The organism is Chitinophaga polysaccharea (genome assembly GCF_007829335.1).
Classification (GTDB): Bacteria; Bacteroidota; Bacteroidia; order Chitinophagales; family Chitinophagaceae; genus Chitinophaga; species Chitinophaga polysaccharea_B.
In genome coordinates this window covers 513,886-532,045 of the sequence record NZ_VIWO01000005.1, presented here as the reverse complement: position 1 = coordinate 532,045, position 18,160 = coordinate 513,886, and the positions used below count along the sequence as shown (strand labels likewise).

Sequence of the window (18,160 nt, the reverse complement as noted above, 5' to 3'; positions counted from 1 at the left end):
CAACCATGAAAAGCAACATTTTAAAATATATATTATTGGCCATCCTGGTGCTGGCAAGTTTTGCCAGCTGCCGGAAAATATTGGAAAGAGATCCACTGAATGCCCTTACCAATGAGCAGGTATGGGGATCAGAGCGGGCTGCAACAGCTTACCTGGATACGGTTTACTATGACCTGATGCCTTGCTGGCCGTATGGGATGGGCAACCCTGGCGGCTGTTCCAGGGTGTATAATAACTGGTTTTGGGATGGCTGGGTAAAGAACTGGCAATTTGTAAATTTTGGGAACGGTAATGGTACCGATGAGGCGATATCTCCGCATCGTTATTCCGATAAAGTATTGTTGGGCACCGCTACCTACGACTGGCTGGAAAACTACGATAATGCCGCTGCCGGCGTGCGCCTGAACTGGGCCGTAAATACCTTCGGGGATATCCGCACGTGCAATAATGTACTCGCCAATATCGACAAGGCCACCTTTGCGCAGGAGTCAAAGAACCAGATCAAAGGACAGGCATTATTCTGGCGTGCCTGGGCTTATTATAAGCTGGTGAAAGATGTTGGCGGCGTGCCCCTGATCCTCACACCGCAGGCGGCGGTGAGCGATCTTTCGCAGGTGCAAATGCCACGTAACAAGACTTCAGAATGTGTAAAGCAGATATTGAAAGACTTGGATGACGCGATCGCCGCACTGCCAGACAGCTGGAAGGGCGCGGATGTTGGACGGATCGATAAGGGAATAGCGATGGCTTTCAAGGGTAGGGTATTACTGTTTTTTGCCAGCCCGTTGTTTAATGGATTGAATGGGATAGCTACCTGGCAAATGGCCTATGATGCCAACCTGGCCGCTAAAAATTTCCTGGCAGGAGTAGGAAAGGGACTATACCCCGTGTACGGTGAAATCTGGAATACAGAGATGAACAAGGAGCAGGTAATGGTACGGCGCTTCACCTTCCCGGATGCATTTTATGCGGCGCCCGGAAACGCGCCACTACGTTATTCGGCCGACGATTGGGACAATGACGCGCCCTCCCTGGAGCTGGTCAATGCATTCCCGATGAAGAATGGCAGTCGTTTCGTACCATCAGATGCTAACTATCCTACCTTCTTCCAAAACAGGGACGACCGCTTTTATGCTACGATCTACTATAACGGCGCCCCGGTCCAGTTTACGCCCAAGATGGTGAATAAAAATGAATACTATTGGACCTATCTGACCAATCCCACCTTTACGCCAGCCGGTGGCGTAACAGGTACCCTCAATTCCATTGTGACCGATGGCAACTGGATTGGCCAGGGCATGGGTGAGCTGAACTGTTTCTTCCTAAAGTTGAAAGGGGTAGACAGGCATGCACCCAACGTAGAGCAATCTGATGTAGACTGGCCGGAGATACGGTATGCAGAGGTGCTGATGAACTATGGTGAGGCGGCTAATGAGCTGGGTAAAACCAGCGAGGCATTGCAGGTACTGTATGATATCCGGCAGCGCGCCGGCATTTCCCAGGGAACAGGCAATTATGGTATCACCGCAGCCAGTACCGACGATATCCGTAAAGCTTACCAGGATGAACGTTTTGTTGAATTCGCCTTTGAGGGCAAGCGCTGGGATGATCTTCGCCGCTGGAAAAGATTTGATTTGCTGAGAGGAAAGCAGCGGCATGGCCTGGCTGTTACACTGAAGCCGGGAGAAACCGATCCTGCGCCGATGGCGGATATCAATAAAGTATACAACAAATTTAATTACACCGTAATCACTACCGACAAAGATAACCTGGCTATCCCGGACAAGATGTATATATACGGATTGCCCTATAGCTTTTTATCAAGGAATCCAAAACTACAGCAGAATATGATGTGGGGAGGTACATTTGATCCGTTTCAATAAGTTTAGACCAATAATCGGTAGTTAATAGAATGAAAAAGGGCCTCCCGTTTCCGGGGGGCCTGCTGTTTTAGCGAACGTTTTATAGTACCTGAAGTTATTCGCAAAAAGACAGTTTTTTTTCGCAATCAGACAATCCTGGTGCTAACGTTTTCTTATATATTGCTGACACACTTCTTTTATCTATCAAAGCGTCGTTATGAAAATACAAGTATCAACATTGTCATTTGATTTGGCGGACCACGGTGGTCCGGTTGGAGACCTCTTTCCTCAACCGCTGTCTGCGAAAGACTGGGAACCATACATACTGAGTGAAGCACAGGTACGCGATTTCCAGGAAAACGGATATATCTCCGGCATACCTTTGCTCAGTGCTAACCAGGTGGATGTGCTCAATAAGGAGTTGGAGCAGTTGCAAACGCCCGGTGAAAAGGAAAAAGAATTGTTCTTCCATTATGAAAGTAATGAATCGGAAGATCCGGATAAAGTGCTTTTTCATGCTATCGGCGGATGGCGGATCACGCCCGGATTTCATGACCTGATCTGGAGCCCGGCCTACCGGATGGCGGCGTATCAATTGCTGGGCGTTCCTTTCCGGCTTTTTCACGATCAGCTATTTTGCAAACCGGCAAGGCATGGCGGCGTAGTGGCCTGGCACCAGGATTTTTCTTATTGGACTTTCACTAAGCCGATGCATCATCTTACCTGTTGGATCGGGCTGGATGATGCCAATACGGAAAATGGTTGCCTTTATTATGTGCCAGGTAGCCATCAGTGGGGACTGCTGCCCATTACCGGGTTAACAGGCGATATGGATGCAGTGCGGGGCGTTTTGAGTGAAGAGCAGGTGCGTATTTTTGATAAAAAAGTTGCCAATGAATTGCCCAGGGGATATGCGAGCTTCCATCATCCACTCATGATGCATGGTTCCTATGCGAATTATTCAGAACGGCCAAGGCGGGCTATTGTGCTGAATGCTATGGCAGACGGTACCCTGAGTAATATAAATAACTATGAGCGGCTGGAGGCATTACGTCACTTCCCGCCTATGCCGCATGATGTAGCGCTTACCAGCAGGCATTTTCCTTTGTTGTTTAAGGAAAGCAGTGAGCTGGAGTCCTTGCTGCGCGCAGTGCCAAAGGTGGATGCCGCAACGCTGTATCCTTGTAAGTATAACGTGTTGTCTTCTCGTTGAAATGTTTCCGGAAATTAGATGACCTTTGTGTACGTGTATGATGTTATAAATTACCAACAATGTGAAGACTAAGCAAAAAGTGGCGGTATTGCTGGATGCTTCCAGGGCCTACGATCGTGATATACTAACTGGTATCGCGGATTTCAATAAAATCCACGACAAGTTCCTTTTCTTTTTCTTTTCCCCGAAATTCATACACGCCGATCACCAGCATCGCCTCATTGAGCGGGTAAAAGCATGGAAGCCGGATGGTATCATCACAAGGGAGATGGATGGTCTTAAACAACTGTTCCGGTTGAAGGTTCCCCTGATCATATTACCGCATACCAGTCCTTATGTAGAGCAGGTGAATGTGTGGGGAGATAATTATGCTGTTGGCGATCTGGCGGCCGCTTATTTCATTCCGAAGGGGTATAGTAATTTTGCCTTCCTGGGGTTCAAGGATTTCAAATGGTCGCAGGAGCGGGAAGCGGCTTATGTTAAGTATATAGAAAATGCTGGTTATGGTGTGCATAGCTTTAATTTCGATAATACCCATTTGTTATGGGAAGACCTTCCCGGTAAGCTGGCGAAATGGTTGGCCAGGCTGCCCAGGCCTTGTGCTGTTTTTTCGGTCACGGATGAGTTGAGCACCCAATTGCTCGAAGCGGCGAAGACGTTGGGGATAAGGGTACCGGATGATCTTTCTATCCTGGGGGCCGACAACGATGAGATGATCTGTGAAATATCGAGTCCTACGTTATCCAGCATTGACCATAACGCGAGGCTGGCCGGCACTCAGGCCGCAATGGCGCTGAGCCGCTGGATCGAATTCAAGGAAAGGCCTCCCGGTATCATTGGTATGAAACCAACAGCAGTCATCGCAAGGAATTCTACGAATGCGATGGCGGTCAATGATGAGCAGGTGCGGGTGGCCCTGCATTATATCGCCAATGCAGCACCGGTGAAAGATATTACGGTGCTGGATGTGGTGAAAGCTACTACATTGTCGAGAAGAGCCCTGGAAAAAAGGTTCCACCTGTTGTTACAAAGTTCAATACTGGAAGAGATTAAAAAGGTGCGGGTAGAGCGGATCAAGTATTTACTCGAACATTCACGGTTTACCGTACAACAAATTGCCTGCGAGATGAACTTTAGAAACCTGGATAATATTACGCGGTATTTCAGGGGGTATGCAGGCATTACCCCAAAAATATACAGGAGCCGCTTCAAGTGAAATGCCGGCCGCAAATTGACTGCTTTTTTTCGCAAAATGACATTCGGTAGAAACGGGGATTAGAATAATTTACCGTCCTAATCAATAGCGCTATATTGAAGCTATCAGCCAACATTGCGTTAGCATAGCGCTGTTTTATTCCTCGTTTTGATAACAAACAACTGTTAATGGAAAGTCCAGGTATACCTTCAACTGTCACAACTGTCGATTTACAAAGAATGGAGCCGATAGCCGCTGGTGTGAACCGGCGGTATATCTGGCTGTTTACCTGCGTGGCAGCGTTAGGGGGATTATTATTTGGATTTGATACTGCGGTGATATCGGGAGCCATCCCTTATATTTCAGCGTATTTTTCGCTGGATGAATACTTGTTGGGATGGGCGGTAGGCGCGATATTAATTGGCTGCGCTGCGGGCTCTTTGCTGGCTGGCGGGGCGGCAGACCGATATGGCAGGCGTTTGGTGCTGGTGGTGTGTGCATTGCTTTTTGCTGCCTCGGGCATAGGTGCTGGTTTATCGGAGCAGTTGCACTGGTTTGTTTTCTTCCGGTTGCTGGGAGGTTTGGGTGTAGGTGCTGCGGCGCTGGTATCACCGATGTATATAGCAGAAATGGCTCCGGCCAGGCTAAGAGGCCGGCTGGTGGCTTTCTACCAGATGGCGATCGCTTCCGGCATATTGCTGGCATATTGTTCCAACCTGTTGCTGGACCACACCGGCGAAAATAACTGGCGCTGGATGTTTGCGTCTCAAGCTGTTCCGTCGGTATTATTCCTGGCCTTTTTGCTAGTGGTGCCTGAAACACCGAGGTGGCTGATCAGGCGCGGGCGGCAGCAGGAGGCAAAAACCGTGTTGGAGAAGATACATGGCGAGGCGCCGTTGGAAGCGGAGATGGAGGCTATACAAAAAAGTTACCAGCAAGCGTCTCACTCATCTGTTAAGGAACTGTTCAGCATGAAGTACCGCGCCGTACTGTGGCTGGGAATACTCATTGCCGTATTTCAGCAGATAACAGGTATTAATGCGATTATCTATTATGCGCCGGTCATCTTCCGGCAAACAGGCATCAGTGGATCATCTTCCCTGATGCAGACCATTGGTGTGGGTATTGTAACGGTATTGGCTACACTGTTTGCCATCGGTTTTGTAGACCGGCTCGGTAGAAAAATGTTTTTTCTTATCGGGAGTCTGACTATGACGGTGTCTTTGATGGCCGTGGGGGCTTGTTTTCAGCTATCTTATTTCGACCATTATATTGTGTTGGCCTTTACGTTGCTATATGTTGCATCTTTTGGCTGTACACTGGGAGCGGTTACGTGGGTGTACCTCAGCGAGATTTTCCCTAACCGGGTAAGAGGACTTGCGATGTCGGTTGCCACGCTGGCGCTCTGGCTGGCTGACTTTATAGTTACTTATACGTTTCCGGTGATGGCCCGTCAGCTGGGCACTGCCGCCACCATGTATTGTTACGCGGGAATATGTCTTATTGCATGCTGGTACATGTTTACCAGGGTAAAAGAAACGAAGGGTAAATCATTGGAAGAGATCGAGACATTATTTTTCCCATCAAAATAATTTTTATGAACAATGAACATGCTTTTATAGCAGCAGCTGGTATTAGCAGGGAGAATATTTCCTTTTATGCTGATAACGGCTACCTGGTTGCACCTTCTTTGTTGCAACCGGAGGAAATAGCAGCGTTGAAAAAGGAAACGGCTGCCATCTTCAGGGGGGAGCGCGGCCAACTGGAAGGGCTGCTCGATGTGGAGGCCGGTATGACGGATGAAGACGTATTGAGAAAATATGTTGCCATCCATTTTCCACATAAAATATCTCCTGTGATCTACCATTACTTGTTCCATGAAAAAATAGTAAAGACCTTACAAAGCATCATCAGCAGTAACGTAAAATGCATGCAGTCGATGTTATTTGTGAAAGGGCCCGGAAAAGCAGGGCAATCGTGGCACCAGGATGAATATTATATCCCCACCCGCGACCGCTCGCTGACAGGCGTATGGATTGCCATTGATGATGCTACAATTGAAAACGGCTGTTTATGGATCATTCCCGGACGACCGGGTTACATTATGTCAAGAGTGCCCAACAACAGTGATGAATATGCCGATGTAGATACGGTGGATGTATCCGGATGCCCGGAACAGCCGGTGCCAGTGGAAGTGAAGAGTGGGTCCGTCGTGTTTTTTAATGGGTATACTTTGCATAGTTCGCTGCGTAACAAAACGACCGGTTGTTTCCGCAGCGCGCTGGTCAATCATTACATGAGCGCCGAATCGATGTTGCCCTGGGATCAGGACGGGAAGTTGCCACCAACGGAGGATCTCCGGGATATTGTAATGATATCCGGCGAAGACCCTTATACCTGGAAAGGGACAGTAGATGCAAACAAACCCTATCTCCGTCCGGAGGTGTTAAGAATAATAAAAAGTATTTAGAACAATATGGCTATTCAATTTTTTTGTCCACGGTGGGGAAGCGAGTCACTTTCGTGGGAGGCGTTCATTAAAAAGGTTAAGGAGGAAGGGTACGATGGTATTGAGTGCGGCATAGCCTTCAATACGCCAGAGCAGGCGCTGGAGCAGGTATGGAACCTGGCGGCTAAAGCAGGATTGGAAATTATTGCACAACATTACGATACCAATGATGCCGATTTCTCCCAGCATTATGATAATTATTGTAAGTGGCTGGAGAAGATGGCAGGATATCCTGTGGTGAAGATCAATTCGCAGACTGGCAAGGACTATTTTTCCTTTCATCAGAATAAGCAGTTAATTGATGCAGCCAATGCCTGTGGCCGGCTGGTAATCCATGAAACGCACCGTAACAAGTTTTCCTTTGCTGCGCATATTATGAGTACTTATCTCCAACAGATACCGGCATTGCGGATTACGTTGGATGCCTCGCACTGGGTATGCGTGGCGGAGTCATACCTGGAAGACCAGGTCGCCGCGATGCAGCTGGCGATAGAACGAACCGACCATATCCATGCAAGGGTGGGGTATACAGAAGGCCCACAGGTGTCAGATCCACGTATGGCCCAATGGGAATATGCCGTAAGCAGACATTTGTCGTGGTGGGATGATATCGTGGCAAGGCTACAGCGTGAAGAGAAAACAGTAACCATTACTACCGAATTTGGTCCTTATCCCTATATGGTATATGAGCCATCAACGGGTAAGCCAGTAGTGGATCAATGGCAGGTGAATGTATATATGATGAACCTGTTGAGAGACAGGTATTCATAATAACGGGTAATTTGTTCACTTCACATGAGAGTGCCCGCGGATATATATTCGTGGGTTTACTTTGCTCTTGTTGAGAGGTGAATCACTTTATATTTTAAATAGACAGGTAATTTTTGAATTATAACGTGAGATTTAAGTGAATGCTAGCCTCCTTTCAAGGAGGTTAATGATTTTGGTTCGTTTTTAAATGAACGACACAATGGACTAAGTAACAACGGGTTGTTCCCAACCTGTTTTCTTTATAAATTAACATGATAACAGACACTATGAAGCAATTTTTTTTACTCATTTTCGTAATGATAGGTACTGTCGCTGCGGCACAACAGCATGGTAAGGAGTACCATGTATCCATGAATGGAGATAATAGTAATGATGGTAGTTGGCAGCATCCCCTAAAAACAATTTCAGCGGCTGCAGCTATGGCGATGCCGGGAGATGTGATCACCGTGCATGCCGGCGTGTATCGCGAGCGGATCACTCCACCAAGGGGTGGCGACTCTGATACGAAGCGTATCACGTACCAGGCGGCCAAGGGCGAACGGGTGGAAATTAAAGGATCAGAGATCGTGAAGGGGTGGAAACGGTTACAAAAAGACACGTGGGAAGCAGTAATCCCTAATACTTTATTTGGCGACTTCAATCCGTATAAGGAGTTGATACATGGCGATTGGTTCTGGCCTAAGCCGAAGGACCGCCAATATCACCGTGGTGCCGTTTATCTTAATGGCAGCTGGCTGATGGAAGCAGCCAGCCAGGAACAGGCCTTATCTGCTGCTGATGCCGGGAACCCGTTGTGGTGGGCGGTTGTAGACAGCGCTAATACCACTATCCAGGCGCAATTCAAGGGTGTGGACCCGAATAGCCAGTTGGTAGAGATCAACGTGCGGCCTGTAGTATTTTATCCTGATAAGCCTTTCATCAATTTTATTACCGTACGCGGTTTTGTGATGGAGCATGCCGCCACCAACTGGGCGCCGCCAACAGCGGAGCAGATGGGCCTGATCGGAACGCACTGGAGCCGTGGATGGATCATAGAAAACAATACCATTCAATATTCTAAATGCGTAGGTATTGCCCTGGGTAAATATGGAGATACATTTGATAACAAGGATACGGAATCGGCAGAAGGATATGTGGGCACAATTAAACGCGCACTGGCTTTCGGGTGGAACAAGGGCACTATAGGTGGGCATGTGGTGCGTGACAATATCGTAGCCTACTGTGAGCAAACGGGTATTGTGGGTAGCCTGGGATGCTCGTTCAGCCTTATCCAGCACAACACGATACATGATATTCATGTGCATAAACTGTTTGATGGTGCGGAGATGGCTGGCATCAAATTTCATGGCGCCATAGACGTACAGATCATCAATAACCATATTTACAATACCAATATGGGCATCTGGCTCGACTGGATGGCGCAGGGGGCACAGCTGCAACGTAACCTGATGCATGACAACGGGCTCGATATTTTCCTGGAAGTGAATCACGGACCAATGCTGGTGAGCAACAATATCCTGCTTTCCGCCACCAGCTTGCTGATGAACTCCAGTGGCGCCGCCTTTGTGCATAATATTTTTGGTGGTAAAATGGATGTGATCCATTATGATTCCAGGATGACACCTTTTATGTTGTCACATTCCACATTTGTGCAGGCACTGCACGATAACCCCGATGGGGATATCCGATTTTTCAATAACCTGTTTGTAAGGGGCGGTAATGCCAGCCAGTATAGTAGCGCGTTGCTGCCTGTTAGCTTTAAAGGGAACGTATATACGAAGGGTGCTACCGGCATTAATAATGCCAAATTGAAAAGGGGATATGGTGAAATGGATCAGCATGCACAGGAGAAAATGCAGCGGTATAAGGAACAAGCGGCAAAGGAGGAAAGCGCTGTATTGGACACTACTTTTGATGCCGATGCACGCCTGGTGAACCAGGGTGCCGACATTTTTCTCGAAATGAATATTAATAAGAACTGGCTGAATATAGATAGGGAGATGATCACAACAGAAGGGCTGGGGAAAGCACTGATACCCGGCCTTTTCTTTGAAAACCCGGATGGATCCCTGGTAAAGATCAGTACAGATTATGCCGGCAAACAAAGAAAGTTGCACCCTGCTCCTGGTCCTTTTGAAATGAGCGCTGGCGGCAAGCTTCGTTTCAAAGTCTGGTAAGGAGCTATGAGCATAGGATATTGAATAGCCCCAAGAAAGAGGCCTGGACTCCGTATTAAGGAGCAGGCCTCTTGTTATAATATAAACGGCTATTAATGTCCGATCCGTCTGCTTATCCGATTTTCCCTGTGATTCAGCGTTGCCACTTCTCCATGGGTAAGGTGTCCGCCATTCCTTGCGGCCATTTTCCGCTCTTCTCTTCTTACCGAACGGTCTTCCCAGTGCATCTTATTGGCTTGAGCCCGGGAGATTTCACCATTTCTTACTTCGCGGTTAATGCGCCTGTCCTGGTTAGCCAGGCGGTCGTTTACTTCTGTTCTGCCAGGATGATTGGCTGTCCAATTGGGGTGATTCTTTTGCCATTTGGTTTCTGGTAATTGATTTTGTGCAGATGCAATATTAGAAATGGCCATGGTGGTAACTACAAGGGCTGTTAATAAGATGGGTGCTCTCATAATAAAAGTGTTTTACATGTTATAGTAGATAGATCGGTAATAGCATTTGTCGTTTAATGATGGATATCGTTTTTGGATAATCTTAACAAATAGTTATAAGGCCTTTATCTGTGAGTCTACGTTAATCGTCCGATGCATTTAATCTTAAATTTGTTCCCTGATTATGGATAATGATTATAAAACAGACAATTATGGAACAACAACCACTGGAACAAAAGGTAGCCCTCGTGACCGGCTCCTCACGGGGTTGGGGCAGAGACATCGCTATACACCTGGCCGCCGCCGGCGCCACCGCTATTGTTAACTACCATAGCAACCGGGAACGGGCAGAGGAAGTGATTCAGCATATTACCTCAAGAGGAGGCAAGGCTTTTGCTTTCCAGGTGGATGTAGCCAGTGAAAAAGCGGTGAACAATTTGTTTGACAACATCCGGAAAGTTTCCCAGGAGGGTAGACATTTTGGTAAATAATGCGGGGATTAATCCCACCCGCTCGCTGCAGGAGGTATCGCTACGGGACTTTTAGCAGGCGCTGGACGTAAATCTAACATCTGCATTTTTAACAACACAATATGCAATCCCTGCTATGATTGAAAAGAACTATGGAAGAATTATCAATATTTCTTCTGTGGCAGCGCAAACAGGCGGTGTGATTGGCCCGCACTACGCGGCCTCCAAAGCAGGGCTCATCGGGCTTACCCACTCTTATGCAGCATTGTTGGCCCGTAATGGCGGCATTACTGCCAACGCCATCGCTCCTACGCTGATTGCCACAGATATGGTTAAGGACAACCCCAGTATTAAGCCCACATTAATTCCTATCGGCCGCTTTGATCAGCCGGATGAAGTAGCGTCGGTGGTATTGTTGCTGGCCACCAATGGCTACATCAATGGCCAAACCCTGAATGTAAACGGCGACTGGTATATGAGTTGATAAAAGGCCTCCGCGATAACGCGGAGGCTTTGTTTTTCCTGTTTTATTTTTTCCGCCATTGGTAACCCAGGAAAAGGTTGAATTGTTGGTTGTATATTTTCCATTGATGTTGCATGCGGGGATCTTCTATCACCAGTATAAATCCCCGGGAGTAGCCTGCGCCTATATTCCAGCCGTTTTTACATTCGTAACGCAGCTGTACCGCGATGCCCGCATCTAATTTGTAGCGAAATCCTCCGGACGCAGTAGCGGTGCCGAAAATGTTTTTATCTGCTGTTATTTGTCCGTTGGCGCCTTTTCGTTCTATGCTGCTATGCAGCAACCCACTTACATAAGGGCCGGCAGATAACCGGAATCCATGAAAGTATACGGTAGGTGTGATGGGGGCGATGAGCAGGTAAGTACTTTTAAAACGGCTGTTGTATACCTGTTGACTATTGCTGTCTAACAGGTGCAGCATCAACGGGCTTTGCCCCACTGATAATTCCGACTGTATGCCAAAATATTTGCCTAACCTGGTTTGTACGGTAATGCCGGCAAATATGCCGGGTAAAGGTTTTACGTAGCTGCCGGTCGATAATAAATGGAGGTCCTTACCATATAGTGAGCCGGCCGACATCCCTGCCTTGATACCAAATGATACTTCCCGGTATCCACTGCTGTCTTGCTGGGCGCAGACAGGCTGGAGCAACGCGAGGAAAAATATCATCATCAGCGTATGTTTCATATCATTCGTTTATAAGTTAATGTCCCAGATACCGGCTGTTCTTTCCATTTCTACCAGCGCTGCGGCATACCCATTCAATGCCTCGTAATAGCTTTGTTTGAGGCTGTTGTAGGTGCGTTGGGCATTCAGTACTTCCAGCAGGTTGATTTCGCCGGACCGGTAACTGTATATTTTACCTGCCAATGCTTTTTCTGCATCTTCCAATATCCCGGTGTGAAATTGATTTACCTGCTTGCGGGCAGCGAGGTAGTTATAATAGCTGGTAGCTACTTCGGTTTGTACCTGTAATGCTGCCTGCTGATAACGGGCGGCAGCCTGGGCGGCGCTGTATTGGGCTGATAGCAGCTCCGCCCTGGACCTGCCGGAGAATTTCAATGGGATGCTAATGCCTGCAGAGATAACATTGGTAGAGGGCGTAGGTGCGATGACGTTAGTGGCGCCGGAGTTTTGTGCCATCCCCAGTGCCAAACCCAGGTCGGGCATCCGGTTGGCCTGCGCCAGTTTTACCAGGTTATGAGCTACTTCTTTGTCTTTCCCTGCAGCCAGGATATCTGCGCGGTGGCTGATCGCGGCATCGATCAGGTCTTTTAAACTAAACTCCCGGTCAAAGCTAGATTTGAGAGCAGCCGGGTAGTAAAGCGTATCCGATGATTTTCCCATCAGCATGCCCAGTTGTAATAAGGCGGCCTTAAAGGTGGCTTCATTCCGGTACACCGTATTCAGCATATTGGCGGCTTCCAGCTTACTCTGGCGGGCATCTACTGCTTTGATTTCTCCCAGTTGAAAGCGGATACTATCTGCACGGGCAAACAGCGACATGCTTTGATAAGATTCCCGTGTTACGGTAAGCAGGTTTTCCTGTAGTATGGCTTGCAGGTAGGCCAGCGTGGCATCTGCCTGGAGGTTGCGATAGTAGTTTTCCAGCAGGAGATGCGTCAATTCCAGCTGACTCAATGCTACACTACTTCTCGCTTGCCGCTTATTGCCCAGCTCCAGCAGCCAGCTGACGGAGGTATTAAATCCATATCCCATTTTCATTCTCTTTTGACCGTTATCTACCCAGCCAAATGACAGGCTGGGATCCGGGAAAACTTTTGCCGCCGCAACCCTTGCGGTGGCCAGGTTCACGTTGAACCGCTCAGCAGCATACGCCAGGTTGTTATTGGTGACTTCCGCCAGGAAACGGGGATAGATCAGTGAATCTTTGGTTTGTCCATTTCCCTGTAGTGCTAAAAAAAGCAATAGCAGGATATTACCATATCTCATAGCCATCTGTTTACTATTTTTCATCCTTTTGCTGATAGTCTGTAGCGCCCCATTTGCTTTCAGACAGATAATACAATGCCGGCAAAACAAATAATGTGATGACGGTAGCAGCCAGCAATCCATATACTACCACGGTAGCCAGCGGGCGCTGAACGTCTGAGCCAATACCGGTGGCCAGCGAGGCAGGCAATAAGCCAAGAATGGCTACGGTAGCAGTCATCAGGATAGGCCTGAACCTGTTCGCAGCGCCGGCAATCACCGCCTCCAATAAGGTAGCCCCTTGTATACGCAGTTCATTGAAATTGGAAATCATGATCACCCCATTTTGAATGGCTACGCCAAACAAGGCGATAAAGCCCACTGCAGAGGATACATTCAACGTCATTCCCCGGATGTTGAGCGCCAGCATGCCACCAAACAGCGCTAGCGGAACAATGCTCAGGATCAGTCCCGCCTGCCTGAACCGCCCAAATGCGCCATACAACAGGAAGAACATAAACAGCAGCGTTACGGGCACCACCACTGCCAGTTTTGCGTAGGCGCGCTTTTGATTTTCAAATTGGCCTCCCCATACAATCCGGTATTTCCCGTGATCATAAGAGATGTTTTTTTCAATACTGCTCCTGGCCTGTTCCATAAAAGAAGACAGGTCCACGTTCCGGAGATTTAGCTTTACCGTTAGATGCCTTTTATTCATTTCCCGGGTGATGGTACCTTCCCCGGTAGTAGTGCTGACAGCAGCTACCTGCGACAAAGGAATTCTGGCCCCCGTGGGGGATGCCAGCATCAGGTTGGCAATCTTCTCCGGCGTATTCCGGCTATCTTCTTTATAACGGCAGGTGATATCATATACCTTATTGCCGGTAAAAAGCTGGGACACCGGTTTGCCACCAATAGCCACTTCTATTAGCTCTGACACCGTACTTACATTCAGTCCATATTGCGCCAAAGCGGCCCTGTCGATTTTAATTTGCAACTGTGGGAGCGGAGGCTCCTGGTCGATAGACAGATCTACCGCACCTTTTATTTTTTTCAGGCTCTGTAGCACCTGTTGAGCTATTCGCCTGGTTTCTGTAAAATCATCTCCATATACTTTTACCACCAACTCACTATGGGCACCTGATATCCGGTCCATCACATTATCAATCATCGGCTGGCTGAACCCCACGGTATAACCCGGCATAGCGGCATAGTCGGCCACCAGTTCCTCAATAAGGTCGGCTTTGGTTTTTCCTTTAGGCCATTCTTTGTAAGGCCGGAGGCCTATAGAACATTCAAAATGGGAGGCCGACCAGGGATCTGTTCCATCGTCATTTCTGCCGGCATGCACCATCATATAGGTGATCTCCCTGTGTTTCATGGTCACTATGCGTAATGAGTCACTCATCTCTTTCGACTTCTGCAGCGATATACCTGTGGGGAGTTGTACCTGTAACCAGATAGAGCCCTCATCTAAAGAGGGAAGAAAGTCTTTGCCTACAGTGGCGGAAAGTATAGCGGCGCTTATCAACACCGCGCCCAGTGGCCACAATACCCTTTTAGGCTTTTGCATAATCTTCCTGATACGGGCCAGGTAGGATACAGATAATTTCTCCAGCCATTTGTTATGGTATAACCTGCGGGGCTTCCGGTATACACTGTAAGCGAGACCAGGTATCAGCAACATCGCCACTATCAATGCGCCTACCAGGGCGTAGCTCACTGTAAACGCCATCGGTGTAAACAGCTTACGTTCTACTCTTTCAAAGGCAAACAAAGGCAGGTAGGCGGTAATGATAATGATGGTAGCAAATAATACCGGCTTGCCAACGAGCGCCGCCCGCTGCGCGATGGAATGCTCTTCCAGCGGCGCCAGTTCATTTTCTTCCCGCTTTTTCAGAATCGTTTCCATCATCACAATAGCGCCATCCACGATAATCCCAAAGTCAATGGCGCCGAGGGAAAGCAGGTTGGCCGGGATGTTGGTGAAGTACATCAATATAAAAGCGATCAGCAATGCCAATGGTATTGTAATGGCCACAATCAACGCCCCACGCCAGCTGCCAAGAAATACGATGAGTACGATGATGACCAGCATCATGCCTTCTATCAAGGTGTGAGAAACTGTATTCAGGGTAGTATTCACGAGGTCAGTGCGATCCATATAGGGCCGGATCCGCACCCCATCAGGCAGCAGGTGATTGTTGAGATCATCAATGGCATTGTGTACTCCCTGCAATACCAACGAAGGGTTTTGCCCTTTTAGTAATTGTACTACTCCTTCAATACTCTCATTGTAGTCTACTTCCCGGTCGGTGAAACCCAGTATGCTCTTTCGTTCCAGGTTGCCATACCTGAGTTCACCTACGTCTTTTAACAGGATGGGAACACCGTTATTGGTTTTGATAACAAGGTCGCCAAGTCCTTCCAGTGTTTTCACCAGCCCGATACCGCGGATGACGTAGCCAAGATCGCCCTGGTTGAGGATACTTCCGCCGGCGTTGGCATTATTGTTAACGATGGCAGCCTGTACATCGCCGAGCGACAGCTGATATTGCGCTAACCGCGCCGGATCCAGTTCTACCTGGTATTGCGTGGTAATGCCGCCGAAATTAGTGACGTTGGTTACCCCGGCTTCCTGTTTTAAGCGCGGTACAATTACCCAGTTTTGCAGGTCGGTAAGCTCCCGCAGATCGTGGCCTTTACTTTCAATAACATACCGGTAAATTTCCCCGATGGGGGAAGTCAATGGGTCCATGCCTGGTTTGGCGCCATAGGGCAGTGTCAGCGCATTTAACTTTTCATTGATGCGTTGCCGCGCCCAGTAGTCTTCATAACCATCCTGGAAAACAACGGTAACGATAGATAAGCCAAAAGTACTTTTACTGCGCATGACACTCATGCCGGGAAGACCATTCAGTACCCGCTCTACGGGGATGGTAATCTGCTGTTCCATTTCCTCTGCTGCCAGACCAGGTACCTGCGTAATAATCTGGGCACTTACATCCGCAATATCCGGGTATGCTTCGATAGATAATTGTTTCCACGAATAGTAGCCAAACAGTGCCAGCATTATAAAAAAGCCTATCAGTAGCCATCTTTTCCGGATGGTTATATAAATCAGGTTCATCATGTTATTCTCAGATTAATAGGTAATGGCTACCTGGCGTCCAATAGGTAATAGGCGCCATCGCTGATGATGGTATCGTTTTTAGAAAGCCCCGACTTTATCACCACCTTGTTGCCGAGTGCACCGTTTGTTTCTACCTGCTGGCGTACGTACCTGCCAGCAGCGATCTGCCGGAATACGAAGGAGTTATTGCTTTGCTGCAGTAATGCTTTTGGGGTAATCAGGATGGTAGGCTGCGGCGTATTTTCGAAATTAACGTTCACATACATACCCGGTTTAAGTACGTGATCGGCATTGTCGCATTCCATCAATACTTCCACGCTGCGGGAGCTTTCTTCGATCAGTTCGTTGATATGGAAGATGGTGCCTTGTATAATTTTACCTGGTAACGCCGCAATCGTGATCTGTGATTGACTAAGCTGGCGAATCGCACCCATGTCTTTTTCTTTGACGTGACCTGCCACCCATACCTTTGATAGCTCCGCCACCGCGGCCACGCTGGCGCCGTCATTTTTTATCAGTTGACCTACTACCACTTTATTTTCTACTACTTCACCAGCAATGGGGGCATAGATGATCAGGGGCTGTCCGAGGATCAATTCATCCGGATTGGCCTTGAATAACCGGATGCTCAGCCGTGCGCTTTCATATTCTTTTTTTTCTACGTCGTAATTCATCTGTGCCTCTTCCAATTCCCGCTGAATGCCTACGCCGTTAGCGACTAAGTTGCGCTGCCGTGCCAGTTTTTTCTCTGCCAGCAACAGTTGCTCTTTTGCCTGGAAAAATGCTTTCTGTGCGTTAATAAAATCCGGTGAACTCATGGCAAACAGGGGCGTGCCAGGTGTTACGTTCATGCCAAGTTTCAGGTAAGCGGAAATGATCCTGCCTGAAAAGGTAGGTGCTATTTCAGCGAACTTGTTCGGAATTAATTTTACCAGGCCTGCTGCCGGCATCTGCTGGCGCAGCAGCTGTGTGGTGATGGTATCAACATGGATTTTTTTTGCCAGGCCGGATTGCGGATATACAATCACGGTGTCGCCGTGTAGTTCACAGCTGCTGACAGGTGCCCGGGAAGTGCTTTGTGTACAGGATGCCAGGAGCAAGGTACTATAAAATAACGCCTGTATATGTTTCATTGTGCCATTGTTAAGAGTCATGAGTGCGGGTGCCGGGCTTTTATCTATGCAGCCATAGTTGTAAACCGGTAGCAGCATCTGCTTTACCGCCAGTGAGGCCTTTCAGAAATAAAGTGACTGTTTTCTTCCCATCTAGCTGAAGTGAAGGGATATCCAGCAGAGTCACAGTCCCGGTACCTACCTGGGTTTTCACTTTTACCCGGTACGTACCGGCAGCAATGGTTTTGAACATGGAAAGCGCAGCGGCGTCCGGATTATTGCCAATGTAAGCAGTGGCTTTTACCAGCCTGGTGCTGTCTTTATCCTTGAATACATCAATATCTACCGGCGTAGTATTGGGTGAGAGGTGCAGGAAACGGACATTTGTTTTAGCGGCGCCGGGGTTGCTAACCATGTCTTTGAGCACAATGAATTTTACTTTGTTATTCTTGAGTGTATCATATATGAACAAGCTATAGCTCACCGCATTTTCGAAAGTAAACTTACTTTCCGCTACCACATCGTTTCCCAGGGTTAGTTTAACAGGAAGGTCTTTGCCTGGTTGCAGCATGGTATATGGTTTTGGCGCAGTCAGGTATTGTACTTTTTGCTGTGTTTTCTTTTCGTTTACATTGACCATTACTTCTGCTGTTTTAGGAGAGGCGTGTATCACCTGCAAATAAGCTACTGCTACATCCGGGGTGTTATCTGATTTCTTTTTGCAGGCGGCTATCGATAGGCCAGCTAATACACATACAGATGCTACTTTTAGTGCGTTTGTTGTTTTTCTCATTTTCATTTAATTTTTAGTTTGCTGATAAATGTATC

Annotated in this window: 15 protein-coding genes; 9 read left to right on the top strand and 6 right to left on the bottom strand. The window is 47.9% G+C overall.

Annotated features, from left to right (window positions below):
* Positions 1-5: 5 nt before the first annotated feature.
* The 7 genes from FHW36_RS19020 to FHW36_RS18990 all read left to right on the top strand — a co-directional run bounded on the left by FHW36_RS19020 (position 6) and on the right by FHW36_RS18990 (position 9,727).
* Positions 6-1,883, top strand: coding sequence for a RagB/SusD family nutrient uptake outer membrane protein (locus tag FHW36_RS19020; protein ID WP_186452528.1), 1,878 nt, complete (start codon positions 6-8; stop codon positions 1,881-1,883).
* A 196-nt stretch (positions 1,884-2,079) separates the two neighbouring features.
* The gene (locus FHW36_RS19015) at positions 2,080-3,075 is read left to right on the top strand and encodes a phytanoyl-CoA dioxygenase family protein (protein WP_145671154.1); all 996 of its coding nucleotides are present in this window, start codon (positions 2,080-2,082) and stop codon (positions 3,073-3,075) included.
* Between the two features lie 61 nt (positions 3,076-3,136).
* Positions 3,137-4,291, top strand: coding sequence for a substrate-binding domain-containing protein (locus FHW36_RS19010; protein ID WP_145671153.1), 1,155 nt, complete (start codon positions 3,137-3,139; stop codon positions 4,289-4,291).
* A 218-nt stretch (positions 4,292-4,509) separates the two neighbouring features.
* Complete coding sequence (locus tag FHW36_RS19005; protein WP_186452527.1) at positions 4,510-5,862, top strand: sugar porter family MFS transporter; 1,353 nt, start codon at positions 4,510-4,512, stop codon at positions 5,860-5,862.
* 5 nt (positions 5,863-5,867) lie between these two features.
* Positions 5,868-6,740, top strand: a complete 873-nt coding sequence (locus tag FHW36_RS19000) for a phytanoyl-CoA dioxygenase family protein (RefSeq protein ID WP_145671151.1) — start codon at positions 5,868-5,870, stop codon at positions 6,738-6,740.
* A 6-nt stretch (positions 6,741-6,746) separates the two neighbouring features.
* Positions 6,747-7,550, top strand: a complete 804-nt coding sequence (locus FHW36_RS18995) for a sugar phosphate isomerase/epimerase family protein (RefSeq protein WP_145671150.1) — start codon at positions 6,747-6,749, stop codon at positions 7,548-7,550.
* Between the two features lie 266 nt (positions 7,551-7,816).
* Positions 7,817-9,727 (top strand): right-handed parallel beta-helix repeat-containing protein, encoded by a 1,911-nt coding sequence (locus FHW36_RS18990; RefSeq protein ID WP_186452526.1) that lies wholly within the window; start codon positions 7,817-7,819, stop codon positions 9,725-9,727.
* A gap of 92 nt (positions 9,728-9,819) precedes the next feature.
* Here FHW36_RS18990 and FHW36_RS18985 read toward each other — a convergent pair whose 3' ends face one another.
* Complete coding sequence (locus FHW36_RS18985) at positions 9,820-10,182, bottom strand: hypothetical protein (RefSeq protein ID WP_145671148.1); 363 nt, start codon at positions 10,180-10,182, stop codon at positions 9,820-9,822.
* A 191-nt stretch (positions 10,183-10,373) separates the two neighbouring features.
* Between FHW36_RS18985 and FHW36_RS30975 the strand changes: the two genes are divergently transcribed.
* Together FHW36_RS30975 and FHW36_RS30970 are read left to right on the top strand one after the other, a co-directional pair.
* Complete coding sequence (locus tag FHW36_RS30975) at positions 10,374-10,652, top strand: SDR family NAD(P)-dependent oxidoreductase (protein ID WP_222429120.1); 279 nt, start codon at positions 10,374-10,376, stop codon at positions 10,650-10,652.
* A gap of 61 nt (positions 10,653-10,713) precedes the next feature.
* Positions 10,714-11,115: an SDR family oxidoreductase gene (locus tag FHW36_RS30970; protein WP_222429132.1), complete on the top strand. Its 402-nt coding sequence runs from the start codon at positions 10,714-10,716 to the stop codon at positions 11,113-11,115.
* Between the two features lie 43 nt (positions 11,116-11,158).
* On the opposite strand, the gene FHW36_RS18975 is transcribed toward FHW36_RS30970, so the two are convergent.
* Genes FHW36_RS18975 through FHW36_RS18955 form a run of 5 tightly spaced genes read right to left on the bottom strand, consistent with a single transcriptional unit; the run spans position 11,159 to position 18,125 of the window.
* Positions 11,159-11,842: an outer membrane beta-barrel protein gene (locus FHW36_RS18975; protein ID WP_145671147.1), complete on the bottom strand. Its 684-nt coding sequence runs from the start codon at positions 11,840-11,842 to the stop codon at positions 11,159-11,161.
* A 9-nt stretch (positions 11,843-11,851) separates the two neighbouring features.
* Complete coding sequence (locus FHW36_RS18970; RefSeq protein WP_186452525.1) at positions 11,852-13,114, bottom strand: TolC family protein; 1,263 nt, start codon at positions 13,112-13,114, stop codon at positions 11,852-11,854.
* A gap of 7 nt (positions 13,115-13,121) precedes the next feature.
* A complete protein-coding gene (locus FHW36_RS18965) occupies positions 13,122-16,220 on the bottom strand; it encodes an efflux RND transporter permease subunit (RefSeq protein ID WP_145671145.1) in 3,099 nt (1,032 codons plus the stop codon).
* Between the two features lie 26 nt (positions 16,221-16,246).
* Positions 16,247-17,353 (bottom strand): efflux RND transporter periplasmic adaptor subunit, encoded by a 1,107-nt coding sequence (locus tag FHW36_RS18960; RefSeq protein ID WP_186452524.1) that lies wholly within the window; start codon positions 17,351-17,353, stop codon positions 16,247-16,249.
* Positions 17,354-17,393: 40 nt separating this feature from the next.
* Entirely contained in the window at positions 17,394-18,125 is a 732-nt protein-coding gene (locus FHW36_RS18955) for a DUF4397 domain-containing protein (RefSeq protein WP_186452523.1), read from the bottom strand.
* Positions 18,126-18,160 lie beyond the last annotated feature (35 nt).